Annotated in this window: 14 protein-coding genes; 12 read left to right on the top strand and 2 right to left on the bottom strand. The window is 59.8% G+C overall.

Features of this window, described 5'->3' with window-relative positions; all coding sequences use genetic code 11:
- Positions 1 to 146: 146 nt before the first annotated feature.
- The 9 genes from NVB75_RS11380 to NVB75_RS11340 all read left to right on the top strand — a co-directional run bounded on the left by NVB75_RS11380 (position 147) and on the right by NVB75_RS11340 (position 7,734).
- The gene (locus tag NVB75_RS11380; protein WP_076015100.1) at positions 147 to 1,586 is read left to right on the top strand and encodes a PLP-dependent aminotransferase family protein; all 1,440 of its coding nucleotides are present in this window, start codon (positions 147 to 149) and stop codon (positions 1,584 to 1,586) included.
- A gap of 104 nt (positions 1,587 to 1,690) precedes the next feature.
- Positions 1,691 to 2,173, top strand: coding sequence for a translation initiation factor 2 (locus NVB75_RS11375; protein WP_258347192.1), 483 nt, complete (start codon positions 1,691 to 1,693; stop codon positions 2,171 to 2,173).
- Positions 2,174 to 2,334: 161 nt separating this feature from the next.
- The gene (locus NVB75_RS11370) at positions 2,335 to 2,589 is read left to right on the top strand and encodes a YkgJ family cysteine cluster protein (protein ID WP_026077765.1); all 255 of its coding nucleotides are present in this window, start codon (positions 2,335 to 2,337) and stop codon (positions 2,587 to 2,589) included.
- 44 nt (positions 2,590 to 2,633) lie between these two features.
- Positions 2,634 to 3,239: an START domain-containing protein gene (locus NVB75_RS11365; RefSeq protein WP_063027992.1), complete on the top strand. Its 606-nt coding sequence runs from the start codon at positions 2,634 to 2,636 to the stop codon at positions 3,237 to 3,239.
- Positions 3,240 to 3,318: 79 nt separating this feature from the next.
- Positions 3,319 to 3,579 (top strand): hypothetical protein, encoded by a 261-nt coding sequence (locus NVB75_RS11360; RefSeq protein ID WP_017475778.1) that lies wholly within the window; start codon positions 3,319 to 3,321, stop codon positions 3,577 to 3,579.
- A 212-nt stretch (positions 3,580 to 3,791) separates the two neighbouring features.
- The gene (locus NVB75_RS11355; RefSeq protein ID WP_003193463.1) at positions 3,792 to 4,133 is read left to right on the top strand and encodes a ribonuclease E inhibitor RraB; all 342 of its coding nucleotides are present in this window, start codon (positions 3,792 to 3,794) and stop codon (positions 4,131 to 4,133) included.
- A gap of 437 nt (positions 4,134 to 4,570) precedes the next feature.
- The gene (locus tag NVB75_RS11350; protein WP_017475776.1) at positions 4,571 to 5,980 is read left to right on the top strand and encodes a circularly permuted type 2 ATP-grasp protein; all 1,410 of its coding nucleotides are present in this window, start codon (positions 4,571 to 4,573) and stop codon (positions 5,978 to 5,980) included.
- A 3-nt stretch (positions 5,981 to 5,983) separates the two neighbouring features.
- Positions 5,984 to 6,934: an alpha-E domain-containing protein gene (locus NVB75_RS11345; RefSeq protein WP_177071199.1), complete on the top strand. Its 951-nt coding sequence runs from the start codon at positions 5,984 to 5,986 to the stop codon at positions 6,932 to 6,934.
- Positions 6,931 to 7,734 (top strand): transglutaminase family protein, encoded by an 804-nt coding sequence (locus NVB75_RS11340; RefSeq protein ID WP_010165966.1) that lies wholly within the window; start codon positions 6,931 to 6,933, stop codon positions 7,732 to 7,734. The genes NVB75_RS11345 and NVB75_RS11340 overlap by 4 nt, the downstream gene beginning before the upstream one ends.
- A 106-nt stretch (positions 7,735 to 7,840) precedes the next feature.
- Here the strand turns inward: NVB75_RS11340 and NVB75_RS11335 are convergent, their stop codons facing one another.
- The gene (locus NVB75_RS11335) at positions 7,841 to 8,644 is read right to left on the bottom strand and encodes a cytochrome c (protein WP_258347191.1); all 804 of its coding nucleotides are present in this window, start codon (positions 8,642 to 8,644) and stop codon (positions 7,841 to 7,843) included.
- Positions 8,645 to 9,324: 680 nt separating this feature from the next.
- Here NVB75_RS11335 and NVB75_RS11330 point away from each other — a divergent pair.
- The 3 genes from NVB75_RS11330 (at position 9,325) to NVB75_RS11320 (ending at position 13,611) form a co-directional block, all read left to right on the top strand.
- On the top strand, positions 9,325 to 10,530 hold the full coding sequence (locus NVB75_RS11330) for an acetyl-CoA C-acetyltransferase (RefSeq protein ID WP_258347190.1): 1,206 nt from the start codon (positions 9,325 to 9,327) through the stop codon (positions 10,528 to 10,530).
- Positions 10,531 to 10,546: 16 nt separating this feature from the next.
- Positions 10,547 to 12,694 carry a 3-hydroxyacyl-CoA dehydrogenase NAD-binding domain-containing protein gene (locus NVB75_RS11325; protein ID WP_258347189.1) on the top strand — a complete coding sequence of 716 codons (2,148 nt, stop codon included), beginning with the start codon at positions 10,547 to 10,549 and terminating at the stop codon, positions 12,692 to 12,694.
- 188 nt (positions 12,695 to 12,882) lie between these two features.
- Positions 12,883 to 13,611: an amidotransferase gene (locus NVB75_RS11320; protein ID WP_008434897.1), complete on the top strand. Its 729-nt coding sequence runs from the start codon at positions 12,883 to 12,885 to the stop codon at positions 13,609 to 13,611.
- A gap of 131 nt (positions 13,612 to 13,742) precedes the next feature.
- Here the strand turns inward: NVB75_RS11320 and NVB75_RS11315 are convergent, their stop codons facing one another.
- Positions 13,743 to 14,714, bottom strand: coding sequence for a magnesium and cobalt transport protein CorA (locus NVB75_RS11315; RefSeq protein ID WP_017475769.1), 972 nt, complete (start codon positions 14,712 to 14,714; stop codon positions 13,743 to 13,745).
- Positions 14,715 to 14,721 lie beyond the last annotated feature (7 nt).

The following is a 14,721-nucleotide window of genomic DNA, read 5'->3' as shown; positions in this document are numbered from 1 at the left end:
CCCACCATCCAGTTCACCACCCTTACAGTTTTTTCTATCACTGCCGCCCGCGCTCGACTATTGTGGCAACTGTCCCCGTACACTTCTAAACTGTGCCGGTATGTTTCACACAAAAATAAAATACCCGTGAAATCGAGTGCTGCGTCATGACCAATCTGTTGCTCTACCAACGTATCGCCCAGCAACTGGCTGAGGATATCCGCCGCGGTGTCTATCAACCGGGCGAGCGCGTGCCTTCGGTGCGCAAAATGAGCTCCCAGCTCAACGTCAGCCACGCCACCGTGTTGCAGGCCTACGCGAACCTGGAAGACCAGGGCTTGATTCGCGCACGGCCGCAGTCCGGGTATTACGTGCACCAGACGCCGGCGCTCACCGCGCCTACGCCGGACATTGCCCGGGTCGAGCGTCCAGGGTTGGTCACCCGCAGCAGCATTATTCAACAGGTGTTGGTCGAATCCCGCCGCGAAGGTGTGTTCCCGCTGGGGGCCGCCGTGCCGAGTGTCGACTACTTGCCGGTGCGTGCGTTGCACCAGCAACTGGCCAAGGTCACGCGCTTCCAGAGCCCGCGGGCGTTCAGCTACATGTTCAGCCCGGGTTTTGAACCGCTGCGGCGCCAGGTGGCAATCCGTATGCGGGATGCCGGGGTGGTGGTGGATCCGTCTGAAGTGGTGATTACCCACGGGTGTGTCGACGCTTTGCAGATGTCGCTACGGGTCCTGACCCGTCCCGGCGACTTGATCGCCGCCGAATCGCCGACCTATTACGGCTTGCTGCAACTGGCGGATTTGCTCGGCCTGAAGGTCATCGAAATCCCCAGCGACCCGGCCACCGGCATGAGCCTGGAAGCCCTGCAACTGGCCGCCAACCAATGGTCGATCAAGGCCCTGGTGCTGACCACGCGCCTGAGCAATCCGCTGGGCGGCACCATGCCCGAAGAGCGGCAGAAACAGTTGCTGCGCCTGGCCTCGGATTTCGATATCCAGGTGGTCGAGGACGATATCTACGGCGAACTGATGTTCGAACTGGGCCGCACCAAGGCGCTCAAAGCCTACGACCGCCTGGACCGGGTGATCTACTGCTCGAGTTTCTCCAAGACCTTGTCACCGGGCATCCGCATCGGCTGGATGATTGCCGGCAAGTACCAGCAGGAAATCCAGCGCCTGCAAATGTTCAGCACCCATTCGGCCTGCAGCGTCACCCAGATGGGCACGGCGGCGTACCTGGAAAACGGCGGTTACGACCGGCACTTGCGCTATATCCGCCAGGAATACCGCAAGAACCTCAGCGCGTTCCAGCTGGCAGTGCAACAGTATTTCCCCGAAGGCACCCAGATGACCCGGCCGACCGGCGGCTTTATCCTGTGGGTCAGTTTGCCGGGAAGGGTCAATACCCAGGAACTGCACGTGCGTGCCTTGCAGCAAGGCATCAGCATTGCACCAGGGCTGATCTTCAGTAATACGGAACAGTTCAACCACTGTATTCGCCTGAACTGCGGCACGCCGTGGAACCGCGAGGCCGAGCGCGCGTTGATGACCCTTGGCATGCTGGCAAGCCAGTTATGCCAGGAGACTGCAGCGGGTTTATGAGGCATGGAAAGGGGACACGAAGGGTAGCTGACTAATTACTATGCTTGTCATGCAGGCCTCAACAAGCGAGCATATGGCCTTCTGCCGTTAATGCTGCTGGCGATATGACTTATACCTTTCCTGCTGCGTTGCTGATTTGCCTGTTAAGCCTGGGGAACGCGGGTGTTGTACTGGCGGCTCCCGCCGGTGGAGCAGCGCCTGCTGCCAGCACTCAGCAAAAGGCCCCGGCAAAAAAAGTGGTTCCAGCAAAGAAGGCGCCCGCGAAAAAAGCAGCGCCGGCTAAAAAGCGTGCCCCAATCGCGAGCAAATCAAAATCCGCCCATGAAGTGGCCAAGACGCCGCTGCCGCCAGCCCAGCTGGATTTGAGCTTGCCGTCTAACATGGTCCGCCACCTGCAACCTCTGGGCACCATGCCGCAGCCGAAGAACGTGCCATTGCTACCGCCGATGTTCGCTGAAAAGCCTACCGACAATAGTGCGTTCCAGATCAACGGGCGCCTGCTCAGCAATGAAATGCAGCTGCAACTGCGCAACGAAGAACGGCGCGATGTGGAAGGCGCAGCGCTGGATTTCGAATTCAAGCAATAAACCCGACGAGTAAAGTGACGCGCACGCCTGACCTTCTGTCGCAGACTGGCCAGTCACTTTTGTTTTCGGTGAAAAACCCCTATTAGGCCAATTTAAAACGTCTGTTTAAGGGCGTAGTCTTACGTGGCCATCAACCCTGAGTTGTCGAGGATCTGTTCGTCGTGAAATGCCGTGAAGGCTGTGGCGCTTGCTGCATTGCCCCCTCCATCAGTTCTCCGCTGCCGGGAATGCCTGCCGGCAAACCTGCGGGCGAACGCTGCCTGCATCTTTCGGTCGAACAACTGTGCCAGTTGTTTGGTCAGCCGGAGCGGCCGGCGGTGTGCAGTTCGTTCCAGCCGGATATTGAGGTGTGTGGCAACAGCCAGGCAGAAGCGATCAAGTTGATCGGCTGGTGGGAACAGATGACCGCGGCTTAGTGGGCTGTTCAAAGTACTGAACTTCAACAATAAGGAATAAGACCATGGGTTCACTGAAACGAATTGCTGTGTTGTGCGGTTTTACCGTGATGTTTGCTGCCGCAGCGCACGCTGAAGACTGGCAGACTGCCAAGGATGAAGACGGCATCAAAGTGTCGTTGAGTGAAATTGCCGGCTCCAAATACAAGGCTTATCGCGGTGTGACCACCATCAAGGCGCCGCTGGCCAAGATCCAGGCGTTGCAGGAAGACGTGGCGGGGGCCTGTTCCTGGATCCACGAATGCAAATCGCAAAAGCTGCTGAAGCAAGAAGGTGACAAGAGCTGGACCTACACCCAGTTCAAGGCCCCGTTCCCGGTCACCGACCGTGACTCGATCCTGGAAATCACCACCACCAAGGCCGCCGACGGCAGCGTGACCCGCAAGCTGTTGGAAGTGCCGACCTACCAGCCCGAAGTCAAAGGCTATGTGCGCGTAGCCCAGGTTGACGGTTACTGGAAGCTGGTGCCTAAAGGCGACAACCTGACCGAAGTGACCTACCAGGTGCACACCGAGCCAGGTGGCAGCGTGCCGTCGTGGTTGGCCAACAAGTTTGTGGTGGACGCACCGTTCAACACCTTGAAAGCCCTGAAAGAACACGCTGAGAAGTAACTGCAGCTGATCAGGTGCCTCCTGCCTTGAGTGGAACGATTTCCAAGCCCTCAAGGTCCAGATAGAAGTAAGCCCACTCATGGGTTTTATCGAGGAGGCTCTGATGCCAAAGTGGAACGTTTCCTTCACTGATGATCATGGTGAGTCGGTAGTCGAGCAATTCGAATGCGAGCAAAAACCGACCCTTGAAGAGGCTGCGCGCCTGGTTCGCGCTCGCGTGTCTCCGGTGCTGAAGGAATTGGATCTCAACGATCTTGAAGGGCGTGTTGCCGAGCCCACGGTGAAGATCCTGAAAGATCAAAACAGCATTAAAGACCTCAAGGTCGACCCCGCCGCCTGAACATTCCCTGTACGCCCTTAAACAGACTCTGGTGGAGCTGAAAGCTTCGCGCTACTCTGCAATCGAGATCAGCGAATGAATCGCTAAGGTCTGGTCTTGTCAGCTACATGCTTGTCTCCCAGCGGCGACGTCATTGCCGTAACACCCGCGCCGTTACAGCGCGGGCTTGGGAAGCACGGAAAGTCTATCCATCGGTTTGAGGAGGACGTTTCATGAGCACAGCCTATCAAGAAGACATCAGCACCAACGTGTTGCGCCGCATGAAAGAGGGCGGCTTTGACTTCTCACGTTTCCACCCCATCGAGTTCTACGCCATTTTCCCGGATGAGGAACGTGCGCGCCGGGCTGCGGGTCGGTTTCGTGGGGAATCCCTGAATGCCCAGGTCAGCGCGCGGGATGACGGCGCCTGGTACCTGGAACTGAGCAAAATCATGTTCGCCACCTACGACGGCATAGGAGACTTCGAGCAGGACTTTGAGGCGGTGGTCGAGCCTTTGGGCGGGATCATCGAGGGTTGGGGCGTGAAACAGGAGGTGCGTGGGTTACCCATGTAGCGGCATGAGCAATAACACAGCGTATCGGCTGACCTTTGGGTCGGCCGTTTTTGTTTCTGGTGCAGGAAAAATCCGGCGCAAAAAAAAACCACCCGAGCAGGGTGGCCAAAGGGAAGATCGGAGCGAAGGGGAACCGATCGGTACATGCCGTATCACGTTACCCATCAAGCAAAGGTTCAGGCTGTAGGACATGTCCTGTTCAGCCGATGGAGGTGATTATCCGCAGGGTTTGCCGCGCGGTGAAATCAACTCTGACTATGCTGGTGATAGTCATGGCCTGCATTGCAATGAGGCGCCGCCCATGACAGCGGGCATTTGCTGCACCGGGACGGTGCGGTGAGACCTGCGCCTATCTCCAACTGATTGATACTTAAGTGTTTATGCCGCTGGCACGGGCCTTGCGATGGTTCTGGCGTCCGGGTGACAAGGAGTACGGCATGATCCGCACTTATTATGATGAGATGTACGACGGGGCAGGGCAGGTGCGCCCCCATTACCGCGAGTTCGCCCGCTGGTTGGCCGAGACGCCTGCCGAGCTGCTGGCCCAGCGCCGCCGTGAGGCCGATTTGCTGTTTCACCGGGCCGGTATCACCTTCACGCTGTACGGCGATGAGCAAGGCACCGAGCGCCTGATTCCCTTCGACACGATTCCCCGCAGCATCCCGGCCAGCGAATGGCGGATCGTCGAGCGCGGCTGCATTCAGCGGGTCAAGGCGCTGAACATGTTTCTCGCCGACCTGTACCACGAACAACGGATCATCAAGGCCGGGATCATCCCTGCCGAGCAAGTGCTGGCCAACGAGCAATACCAGTTGGCGATGCAGGGCCTGGACCTGCACCGCGATATCTATTCCCACATCTCCGGCGTCGACCTCGTACGCGATGGCGACGGTACTTACTACGTCCTCGAAGACAACCTGCGCACCCCCAGCGGTGTCAGCTACATGCTCGAAGACCGCAAGATGATGATGCGCCTGTTCCCCGAACTGTTCGCCGCCCAGCGCATCGCGCCCATCGATCACTACCCCAACCTGCTGCTCGACACCCTGAAAAGCTCCAGCCCATTGGATAACCCCAGTGTGGTGGTACTCACCCCGGGGCGTTTTAACAGTGCGTTCTTCGAGCATGCGTTCCTGGCCCGTGAAATGGGCGTGGAATTGGTGGAAGGTGCCGATCTGTTTGTACGCGATGACCGCGTGTTCATGCGCACCACCGACGGCCCCAAGGCGGTGGATGTCATTTACCGCCGCCTCGACGACGCGTTCCTCGACCCGCTGGCCTTCAACCCGGATTCCATGCTCGGCGTGCCGGGCCTGCTGGCGGCTTACCGCTCGGGCAATGTGGTGCTGGCGAACGCCATCGGCACCGGGGTGGCGGATGACAAGTCGGTGTACCCCTTCGTTACCGAGATGATCCGTTTTTACCTGGATGAAGAACCGATCCTGAAGAATGTTCCGACGTTCCAGTGCCGTAATCCCAGTGAACTGTCCCACGTGCTGGCCAACCTTCCGGAGCTGGTGGTGAAGGAAACTCAGGGCTCCGGTGGCTACGGCATGTTGGTCGGCCCGGCCGCCTCGGCGGCGGAAATCGAAGCCTTCCGCGCACGCATCAAGGCCAAGCCCCACGCCTATATCGCGCAGCCAACCCTGTGCCTGTCGACGTGCCCGACCTTCGTCGAAAACGGCATCGCCCCACGCCATATCGACCTGCGCCCGTTCGTGCTGCAAGGCAAGGAAACCCGTGTGGTGCCCGGCGGCCTGACACGCGTAGCACTGCGGGAAGGTTCGCTGGTGGTCAACTCGTCCCAGGGCGGCGGCACCAAAGACACCTGGGTGGTCGAGGATTGAAATATGTTGAGTAGAACTGCCTCGGATTTGTATTGGATGTCGCGCTATCTGGAGCGTGCGGAAAACCTTGCACGGATGCTCGACGTCAGTTATTCGCTGTCGCTGATGCCTCAGGACGGACGCGGCGACGGCCTGCATGAACTGGCAATGCCACTGTTGATCACCGGTACCCTCGACGATTACCGCGAGCGTCACGGTGAGCTGCACGCCGAGCGCCTGCTGCACTTCTTCGCTCTGGATGCGGCCAACCCGGCGAGCATTTACAGCTGCCTGGGTTCTGCTCGGGCTAGTGCTCATGCGGTACGTGGGCGAATTACCGCCGACATGTGGGAAAACATCAACGCCACCTGGCTGGAAATTCGCGACATCGCCCAGCAAGGCTTAAGCCGTTACGGCATGAGTCGGTTCTGCGAGTGGGTCAAGGAACGCTCCCACCTGTTCCGTGGTGCCACCTACGGCACCATCATGCGTAACGACGCTTTCCGTTTTATCCGCCTCGGCACCTTTATCGAACGGGCTGACAACACCCTGCGCCTGCTGGATGCCCGCTATGAAATGGCCGGTGACCAGGCCGAAGCGGTCACCGATGGCACCGCCCATGCCTACTATCAGTGGAGTGCGCTATTAAGGGCCTTGTCCTCTTTCGAGGCCTACACCGAGATCTACCGCGACGCCCCAGGCGCCCGGCAAGTCGCCGAGCTGCTGCTGCTCCGCGCCGATGTGCCGCGTTCGCTGCGGGCGTGCAGTGAAGAGATCGACCAGATCCTTGGCAGCCTGCCCGGCATCAACGGTCGCCCGGCCCAGCGCCTGGCGGCTGAAATGGATGCACGCTTGCGCTTTACCGCGATCGACGAAATTCTCGAGGAAGGCCTGCACGCTTGGCTGACCGACTTCATCCCGCTCGTACGCGAGCTGGGCGATGCTATTTACAGTTCCTACCTGGAGGCGGCATGAGACTTTCCATCAGCCACGAAACCACCTACCACTACGAAGACCAGGTGCGTGCCAGCATCCAGTACCTGCGTCTCACGCCCCACGACAGCGAGCGCCAGCACGTCCTTAGCTGGCAACTGGACCTGCCCCGGCCGGTGCGGGCGCAACTGGACCCGTTCGGCAACATCCTGCACGTGCTGACCCTGGATGAGCCCCACGAAGCCATCATCATCGGCGCCCGTGGCCAGGTGGATATCGATGAATTGCGCGAGGCCGAACATGAAAGCCAATCGGCGTTTCCGTTCCTGCGCTGCACCCGTTTGACCGAGCCGGACGATGCCCTGCGCAGCTTTGCCGAAAAGCATTGCCACCAGCGCCGCGACCGCAGTGCGTTGATTGATTTAATGCATGCGCTGAACCAGTACATGACCTACTCGCCGGGCTCTACTGAAGTCGACACCTGTGCGGCCAAGGCGTTTGCCGGGCGTGCCGGGGTGTGCCAGGACCACACCCACGCCTTCCTCGCCTGTGCCCGCAGCCTGGGTATTCCGGCGCGGTATGTGTCGGGGTATTTGTACAGCGAAGACTGCGAGCACCTGGCCAGCCATGCCTGGGCCGAAGCCTGGCTGGATGACGCCTGGTACAGCTTTGACGTGACCAATCAACTGGCCCGGCCGGAACGGCATTTGAAGCTGGCGGTGGGCCTGGATTACCTGGACGCCTGCCCGGTGCGGGGCATGCGCCGTGGGGGAGGGCATGAGCAGATGCATGCCAAGGTATTTGTGGCGCCGACACCGGTGATTTCGGTGCAGCAGCAGTAGGAATCCGGGAGAGAGAGGGAGCTTTGTGTAGCAGGAAATCTCTCTGTGCCAGGAAAGCTTTTTGTGGAGAGGGAGCAAGCTCCCTCTCCACAGATTTACCCGAGCCTTAAGGCTGCTTTCTGCCTGCCATATGCTTCAAATACCCCACCAGCAGATCCAGGTCCGCATCCGGCAGCACGCTGGTGGCAAACGCCGGCATCTTCGCCTGCGGCCAATGCCGCATGCTTTGCGGGTCGCGGATGTAGCGCTTGAGGAAATCCCCGGCAAAATATTCAGTGGGGTTGTAAGGAATATTCAGGTCCGGCCCCACCTGCGCATCGCCGGCCCCGTTGAGGCGATGACACGCCAGGCAGTTTTTCTGGAACAGCGCGAAGCCTTGATTCACCGGATCATTCGCCGCCAGTTTCGGGTCTGGTAACAATGCCGGAAAGCGCTCCGCAACCGTCTTCATTTGTTTGATCCCGGAGATCTGGAACGGCCATTGCTCAGGGCTGATAGGCCCGGCCTGCGGGTCCGTCCACACCAGATAAAACGGCCCGGCACTGGGCTTGCCGTCCGCCAGTGGTGGCCACGGATGCGCCGGGTCTTCTACCGCCAGCCAGGCCCGCGCGCCGCTTTTTGATAGCAGCGGTGCCGCCGTCAGTTCTGCGGCAAAGCCGTCAAGCGCCACCGCCTGTAGATGATTTTCCGGCGTGATGCCCGGCAACAGCGCTGCCAACGGTACCGCGCGATACGTCATGTTGCGCTTGTAGGAAACGTCATCAACGATCTGCACCGTCTGCGCATCCGGGCGCTTGAGCAGCTCGGCGGTTTCCCAGGTTTTGCTGGTGTGGTCCAGCTCGATGGTCAGCTGTGCGGCAGACGCCGGCAAGGCGAGCAGCAGGCTCAGGAGGACGATGATCTGTTTCAAGGAGTGGCCCGTGTTTGAGTGGCAATGCGGGTTCACGATACCGCAAAATCCCCTGAAACCGGCGCGCAAAACGGCAGCCCCTGACGGGATCGCTATACGCAATATCCCGAAAGGCGCTGCCAAAGGCTGCGATCCTGGCGCTGTGTCTGCGCAGAATGTGGGGTGTGAGAGGTCACCCAATTACCTTGGTGAGGTTGGGCAAGATCAGAATCAGTGTGGTGGCGAAAAGAATAAGTCCCGCCTGACGTACTTTCGAATGCTTGAACATGGCTGACTGCCTTTTGTTGTTATTCCTGAGCGTCAAATGCGTGCCGGTCGATTCAACTATGACGGTGCTACATGACTCTTTTCTTACAGTTCTTACAGGTGCCCCAGCAAAACCCGGCAGCAACCTTTTACTTCTCCTACAGATTCAACCTTAGAGCCCTCGTTCTGCTTGGCTTAGATCCATTTCATCTCATTACCTGAAGAAAACTTATTAAAAAGGCATGAGGCCAAGTGCCAGCCAGACGCCAGCCCTAGGGCTAGACAGCTAAAACGATTAATCAGCCAAATCCCATAGCCTCCTACCGTTCGTCTGAGCGTGTGCGTCAAGGTCAATGAGCGGTTCGGTCATTGAATCCGGCGCCCCGGCGCCTAAGGTAAGAGCACGATTCGTTGCCCAGTGATTCGAGGACGTCATGACCCAAGCTTTGATCTTTGATGCGATACGCACGCCCCGTGGCAAAGGCAAGGCGGATGGCGCCTTGCACAGCGTCAAGCCGGTGAACCTGGTGGCCGGGTTGCTGACCGCGCTGCAACAGCGCACCGACCTCGATACCCGGCAAGTGGATGACATCGTCCTGGGATGCGTCACGCCGGTGGGGGATCAAGGCGCCGACATCGCCAAGACCGCCGCGTTGGTGGCGGACTGGGACGTCAGCGTCGCCGGTGTGCAGATCAACCGGTTTTGCGCCTCGGGCCTGGAAGCCGTGAACCTTGGCGCGATGAAAGTGCGCTCCGGCTTTGAAGACCTGGTGGTGGTGGGCGGCGTCGAGTCCATGTCCCGCGTGCCCATGGGCAGCGACGGCGGCGCCTGGGTGTTGGACCCGCAAACCAATATGCACAGCCACTTCACCCCGCAGGGCATCGGCGCCGATCTGATTGCCACGTTGGAAGGCTTCACCCGCCAGGACGTCGATGCCTTTGCCTTACACTCACAGCAGAAAGCGGCGCGGGCCAGATCAGACGGCTCCTTCAACAAGTCGCTGATCGCCGTGCAGGACCAGAATGGCATCGTGCTGCTGGACCAGGACGAATTCATCCGTGGCGATTCCACCCTCGAAGGCCTGGGCAAACTCAAAACCAGCTTCGAAATGATGGGCCAGATGGGCTTCGACGCCACGGCCTTGCGGGTCTACAGCCACGTCGAGCGTATCCACCACGTGCACACACCGGGCAACAGTTCCGGGATCGTCGATGGCGCGGCGCTGATGCTGATCGGTTCTGAAGCAAAAGGCCGCGAACTCGGCCTGCAACCCCGGGCGCGCATCGTCGCCACGGCGGTCACCAGCACTGACCCCACCATCATGCTCACCGGCCCCGCACCGGCCACCCGCAAGGCCCTGGCCAAGGCTGGCCTTCGGGTTGAAGACATCGACCTGTTCGAGGTTAACGAGGCGTTCGCGTCGGTGGTGCTCAAGTTCATCAAGGACATGGGCATCGACGCCGCCCGGGTCAACGTCAACGGCGGCTCCATCGCCATGGGGCATCCGCTGGGCGCCACCGGCTGCGCGATTCTCGGCACCTTGCTCGACGAACTGGAGGTGCGCCAGCAGCGGTATGGCCTGGCCACCCTGTGTGTCGGCGGCGGCATGGGTATCGCCACCATCATCGAACGCCTCTGAGCCTAAGGAATCAGTTATGACCGATGCCATTCGTTACGAAAAAGGCCAGGACCAGATCGTGGTGCTGACCATCGATATGCCCGGCCAGAGCGCCAACACCATGAACGGGGTGTACCGCGAGGTCATGGCGGCCACCGTTGCCCGCCTGGAGGCCGAAAAGGATTCGATTGCGGGCGTGATCATCACCTCGGCGAAAAAGACCTTCTTTGCCGGCGGTGACCTCAATGAACTGATCAAGGTCGACAAGCCCCACGCCAAGGATTTCTACGCCAGCGTGCTGGTGCTGAAGGCGCAACTGCGCGCCCTGGAAACCCTCGGCAAACCGGTAGTGGCCGCCATCAACGGCGCGGCACTGGGCGGTGGCTGGGAGATTTGCCTGGCGTGCCAGCACCGCGTGGCGCTGGACCACAAGTCGGTACAGATCGGCCTGCCGGAAGTCACCCTTGGCCTGCTGCCGGGTGGCGGCGGTGTCGTACGCATGGTGCGTATGCTCGGGCTGGAAAAGGCTTTGCCTTACTTGCTGGAAGGCAAAAAGACTACGCCGCAACAGGCGCTGCAAGCTGGATTGATTGACGAGCTGGCGGCAGATCGTGACGAGCTGCTGGCCAAGTCCCAGGCATGGATTCTGGCCAACCCCGAGGCGAAACAGCGTTGGGACATCAAGGGGTATCAGATCCCGGGCGGTACGCCGTCCAACCCCAAAGTCGCGCAAATGCTCGCCATTGCGCCATCGATCCTGCGCGCCAAAACCAACGGCTGCTTCCCGGCCCCGGAGAAAATCCTCTGCGCCGCCGTGGAAGGCGCCCAAGTGGATTTCGACACCGCGCACCTGATCGAAACCCGCTACTTCACCGAGCTGGTTACCGGGCAAGTGGCGAAAAACATGATTGGCACCTTCTGGTTCCAGCTTAACGAAATTAACGCCGGCAGCTCGCGACCCAAGGGCTTTGCGCCGTATGTGACACGCAAGGTCGGTGTGCTTGGCGCCGGGATGATGGGCGCGGGCATTGCTTACGTCAGCGCCTCGGCGGGCGTTGAAGTAGTGCTGAAGGACGTCAGCCTGGCGGCGGCGGAGAAGGGCAAGGCCCACTCGGCAGCCTTGCTCGACAAGAAGGTCGGCCGTGGGCAATTGACCACAGAGCAGCGGGAAACCATCCTTGCGCGGATTATTCCTACCGAATCCGATGCCGACCTCGCCGGCTGCGACCTGATCATCGAAGCCGTCTTCGAAGATCGGGAACTCAAGGCCAAAGTCTCGGCTGCTGCGCAAAGCGTGGTGGGGGCCGACGCAGTCATTGCCTCCAACACTTCCACCCTGCCCATCAGCGGCCTGGCCATGGCGGTGCCCGACCAGAGCAAGTTTATCGGCCTGCACTTCTTCAGCCCGGTGGACAAAATGCCCTTGGTGGAAATCATCAAAGGTACCCACACCAGCGACGAAACCCTGGCCCGAGGTTTCGATTTCGTCCTGCAAATCAAGAAAACCCCGATTGTGGTCAACGACAGTCGCGGCTTCTTCACCTCGCGTGTGTTCGGCACCTTCACCAACGAAGGCATCGCCATGCTCGGCGAAGGCGTGGCGGCGCCGATGATCGAGACCGAGGCGCGCAAGGCCGGCATGCCTGTGGGACCGCTGGCGGTCTCTGACGAAGTTTCCCTCAGCCTGATGAGCCATATCCGCCAGCAGACGGCCAAGGACCTACAGGCCGAGGGCAAGCCGTTACCCCAGCATCCGGCATTTGCCGTGATCGACCTGTTGCTCAACGAATACAAACGCCCGGGCAAGGCCGCTGGGGGCGGCTTCTACGATTACCCGGCGGGCGGGCAGAAACACCTGTGGCCTGAGCTGAAAAACCGCTTTGAAAAGCCTGAGCAACGGATCTCGGCCCAGGACGTACGTGACCGCTTGCTGTTCATCCAGGCCATTGAAACCGTGCGCTGTGTGGAGGAGGGCGTGCTGATGTCGACGGCGGATGCCAACGTCGGCTCGATCTTCGGTATCGGCTTTGCCGCCTGGAGCGGCGGGGCGCTGCAGTTCATCAACCAGTACGGCCTGAACGACTTCATCGCCCGCGCCCGTTACCTGGCCGAGCAATACGGTGAGCGCTTCACACCACCGGCGCTGCTGTTGGAGAAAGCCGCACAGGGTGAAGCGTTTCGGTGATCGAAATGTGGGAGCGGGCTTGCTCGCGAAAGCGGTGTGTCAGTCACCACACTCGTTAACTGATCCACCGCATTCGCGAGCAAACCCGCTCCCACGTTGAACATGGCGATGGGGCTTGCCTTGGAAGGGTATTTCAAGGCAGGCTCTGAGGGTGTTCATTATTCCCATCGCCGTGTCAGGTATTTTTTATGTCGTTACGCGTGTGCATCCTGGAAACCGATATCCTGCGTCCTGGACTGATCGATCAGTACCAAGGGTACGGGCAGATGTTCAAGCGCCTGTTTTCCAAACAGCCGATTGCCGCCGAGTTCGTCATCTATAACGTGGTGCAGGGTGAATACCCGGCGGATGAAGAAGTGTTCGACGCGTACCTGGTGACGGGCAGCAAGGCCGACTCCTTCGGCACCGATCCCTGGATCCAGACCCTCAAGACCTACCTGCTGGACCGCCATGCCCGCGGCGACAAACTGATCGGCATCTGCTTCGGCCACCAGTTGCTGGCGCTGCTGTTGGGCGGCAAGACCGAGCGGGCGACCAAGGGCTGGGGCATGGGCATCCATGACTACAAACTGAACGCCAAGGCACCGTGGATGAGCCCGGTGGTGGAAGAATTGACGCTGTTGATCAGCCACCAAGATCAGGTCACCACCTTGCCGGAAAACGCCACAGTGATCGCTTCCAGCGAATTCTGCCCGTTTGCGGCGTACCACATCGAAGACCAGGTGCTGTGCTTCCAGGGCCACCCGGAATTTATCCACGACTATTCCCGCGAACTGCTGGAGATTCTTCAGACAACCCTGGGGGAGAAGGTCTACACCAATGGTGTGGCCAGCCTGGAGCGAGACCACCACGGCGTGACCGTGGCGGAATGGATGATGCGGTTTGTGGCGCACAAACCAAAAGCGGACGTGGCCTAACGAATCGGGTTGATTGACGAGCTTTTTGTGGCGAGGGAGCTTGCTCCCGTTCGGCTGCGCAGCAGTCGCAAGCCTTGGGGGCGCTTCGCACCCCAGCGGGAGCAAGCTCCCTCGCCACAACAGCAGTTTTCCTATAGCCAGCCTGAACGCTTGAAGCTGGCCCACAAACTCGTACACCCCACCGCAATAAACCCCAGCACCGCAAAATAGCCGTAGTGCCATTGCAGCTCCGGCATGTTCTGGAAGTTCATCCCGTAGATCCCGGCCACCGCCGTCGGGAATGCCAGAATCGCTGCCCATGCGGCAAACTTGCGTTGCACCACGCTCTGGCGTGAGGCTTCCAGCAACACCCCAATCTCGATGGTCTGGCTGGCGATATCCCGCAGGGTGGTCAGGTCTTCCATCTGCCGCGTGACGTGAATCTGCACATCGCGAAAGTACGGGCGCATGTTCTTGTCGATAAACGGGAAGCTCAGTTTCTGCAACTCCTGGCTGATCTCCACCATTGGCGCCACGTAGCGCTTCAGCCGCAGCACATCGCGGCGCAGACCGTGGAGCTTCTGGATATCCGCTTCACTCAGGGAGTTGCACAACACGTTGCGTTCCAGCTCATCGACCTCGGCATGAATCGCCTCGCTCACTGGCTGGTAGTTCTCGGTAACAAAATCCAGCAGCGCATAGAGTACGAAATCTTCCCCATGCTCCAGTAACAGTGGCCGCGCCTCACAACGTTGGCGCACGTAGCCGTAGGACGCCGAGTGGCCGTTGCGGGCGGTGATGATATAGCCGCTGCCGGCAAAGATATGGGTCTCGATAAACTCCAGCTTGCCGTTATCGCGCACCGGCGAATAGGTCACGATAAACAGCGCGTCGCCGAAGGTTTCAAGCTTGGGGCGGCTATGTTTTTCCAGGGCGTCTTCGATGGCCAGTTCGTGCAGGTTGAACTGGCGTTGCAGGTTGGCCAGTTCCAGGGCGCTGGGCTCTTCCAGGCCGATCCACACAAAGTGGTCGGGCTTGGCGGCCCAGGCGGCGCCTTCGTCGAGGGTGATATCAGTGACTTTCTTTCCGGCGCTATAGACGGCGGCCGCAACAACTCTACCCATAGTGCTG

The organism is Pseudomonas sp. CBS (genome assembly GCF_024734645.1).
GTDB lineage: Bacteria > Pseudomonadota > Gammaproteobacteria > Pseudomonadales > Pseudomonadaceae > Aquipseudomonas.
The sequence above is the reverse complement of the archived record's forward strand: the minus strand, read 5'-3'. Positions and strand labels throughout refer to the sequence as shown.

Coding starts and splice junctions, on each gene's coding strand:
- NVB75_RS11315 (WP_017475769.1), bottom strand. CDS start 14,714: ATGGGTAGAGTTGTTGCGGCCGCCGTCTATAGCGCCGGAAAGAAAGTC.
- NVB75_RS11320 (WP_008434897.1), top strand. CDS start 12,883: ATGTCGTTACGCGTGTGCATCCTGGAAACCGATATCCTGCGTCCTGGA.
- NVB75_RS11345 (WP_177071199.1), top strand. CDS start 5,984: ATGTTGAGTAGAACTGCCTCGGATTTGTATTGGATGTCGCGCTATCTG.
- NVB75_RS11380 (WP_076015100.1), top strand. CDS start 147: ATGACCAATCTGTTGCTCTACCAACGTATCGCCCAGCAACTGGCTGAG.
- NVB75_RS11330 (WP_258347190.1), top strand. CDS start 9,325: ATGACCCAAGCTTTGATCTTTGATGCGATACGCACGCCCCGTGGCAAA.
- NVB75_RS11325 (WP_258347189.1), top strand. CDS start 10,547: ATGACCGATGCCATTCGTTACGAAAAAGGCCAGGACCAGATCGTGGTG.
- NVB75_RS11365 (WP_063027992.1), top strand. CDS start 2,634: ATGGGTTCACTGAAACGAATTGCTGTGTTGTGCGGTTTTACCGTGATG.
- NVB75_RS11350 (WP_017475776.1), top strand. CDS start 4,571: ATGATCCGCACTTATTATGATGAGATGTACGACGGGGCAGGGCAGGTG.
- NVB75_RS11375 (WP_258347192.1), top strand. CDS start 1,691: ATGACTTATACCTTTCCTGCTGCGTTGCTGATTTGCCTGTTAAGCCTG.
- NVB75_RS11340 (WP_010165966.1), top strand. CDS start 6,931: ATGAGACTTTCCATCAGCCACGAAACCACCTACCACTACGAAGACCAG.
- NVB75_RS11360 (WP_017475778.1), top strand. CDS start 3,319: ATGGGTTTTATCGAGGAGGCTCTGATGCCAAAGTGGAACGTTTCCTTC.
- NVB75_RS11355 (WP_003193463.1), top strand. CDS start 3,792: ATGAGCACAGCCTATCAAGAAGACATCAGCACCAACGTGTTGCGCCGC.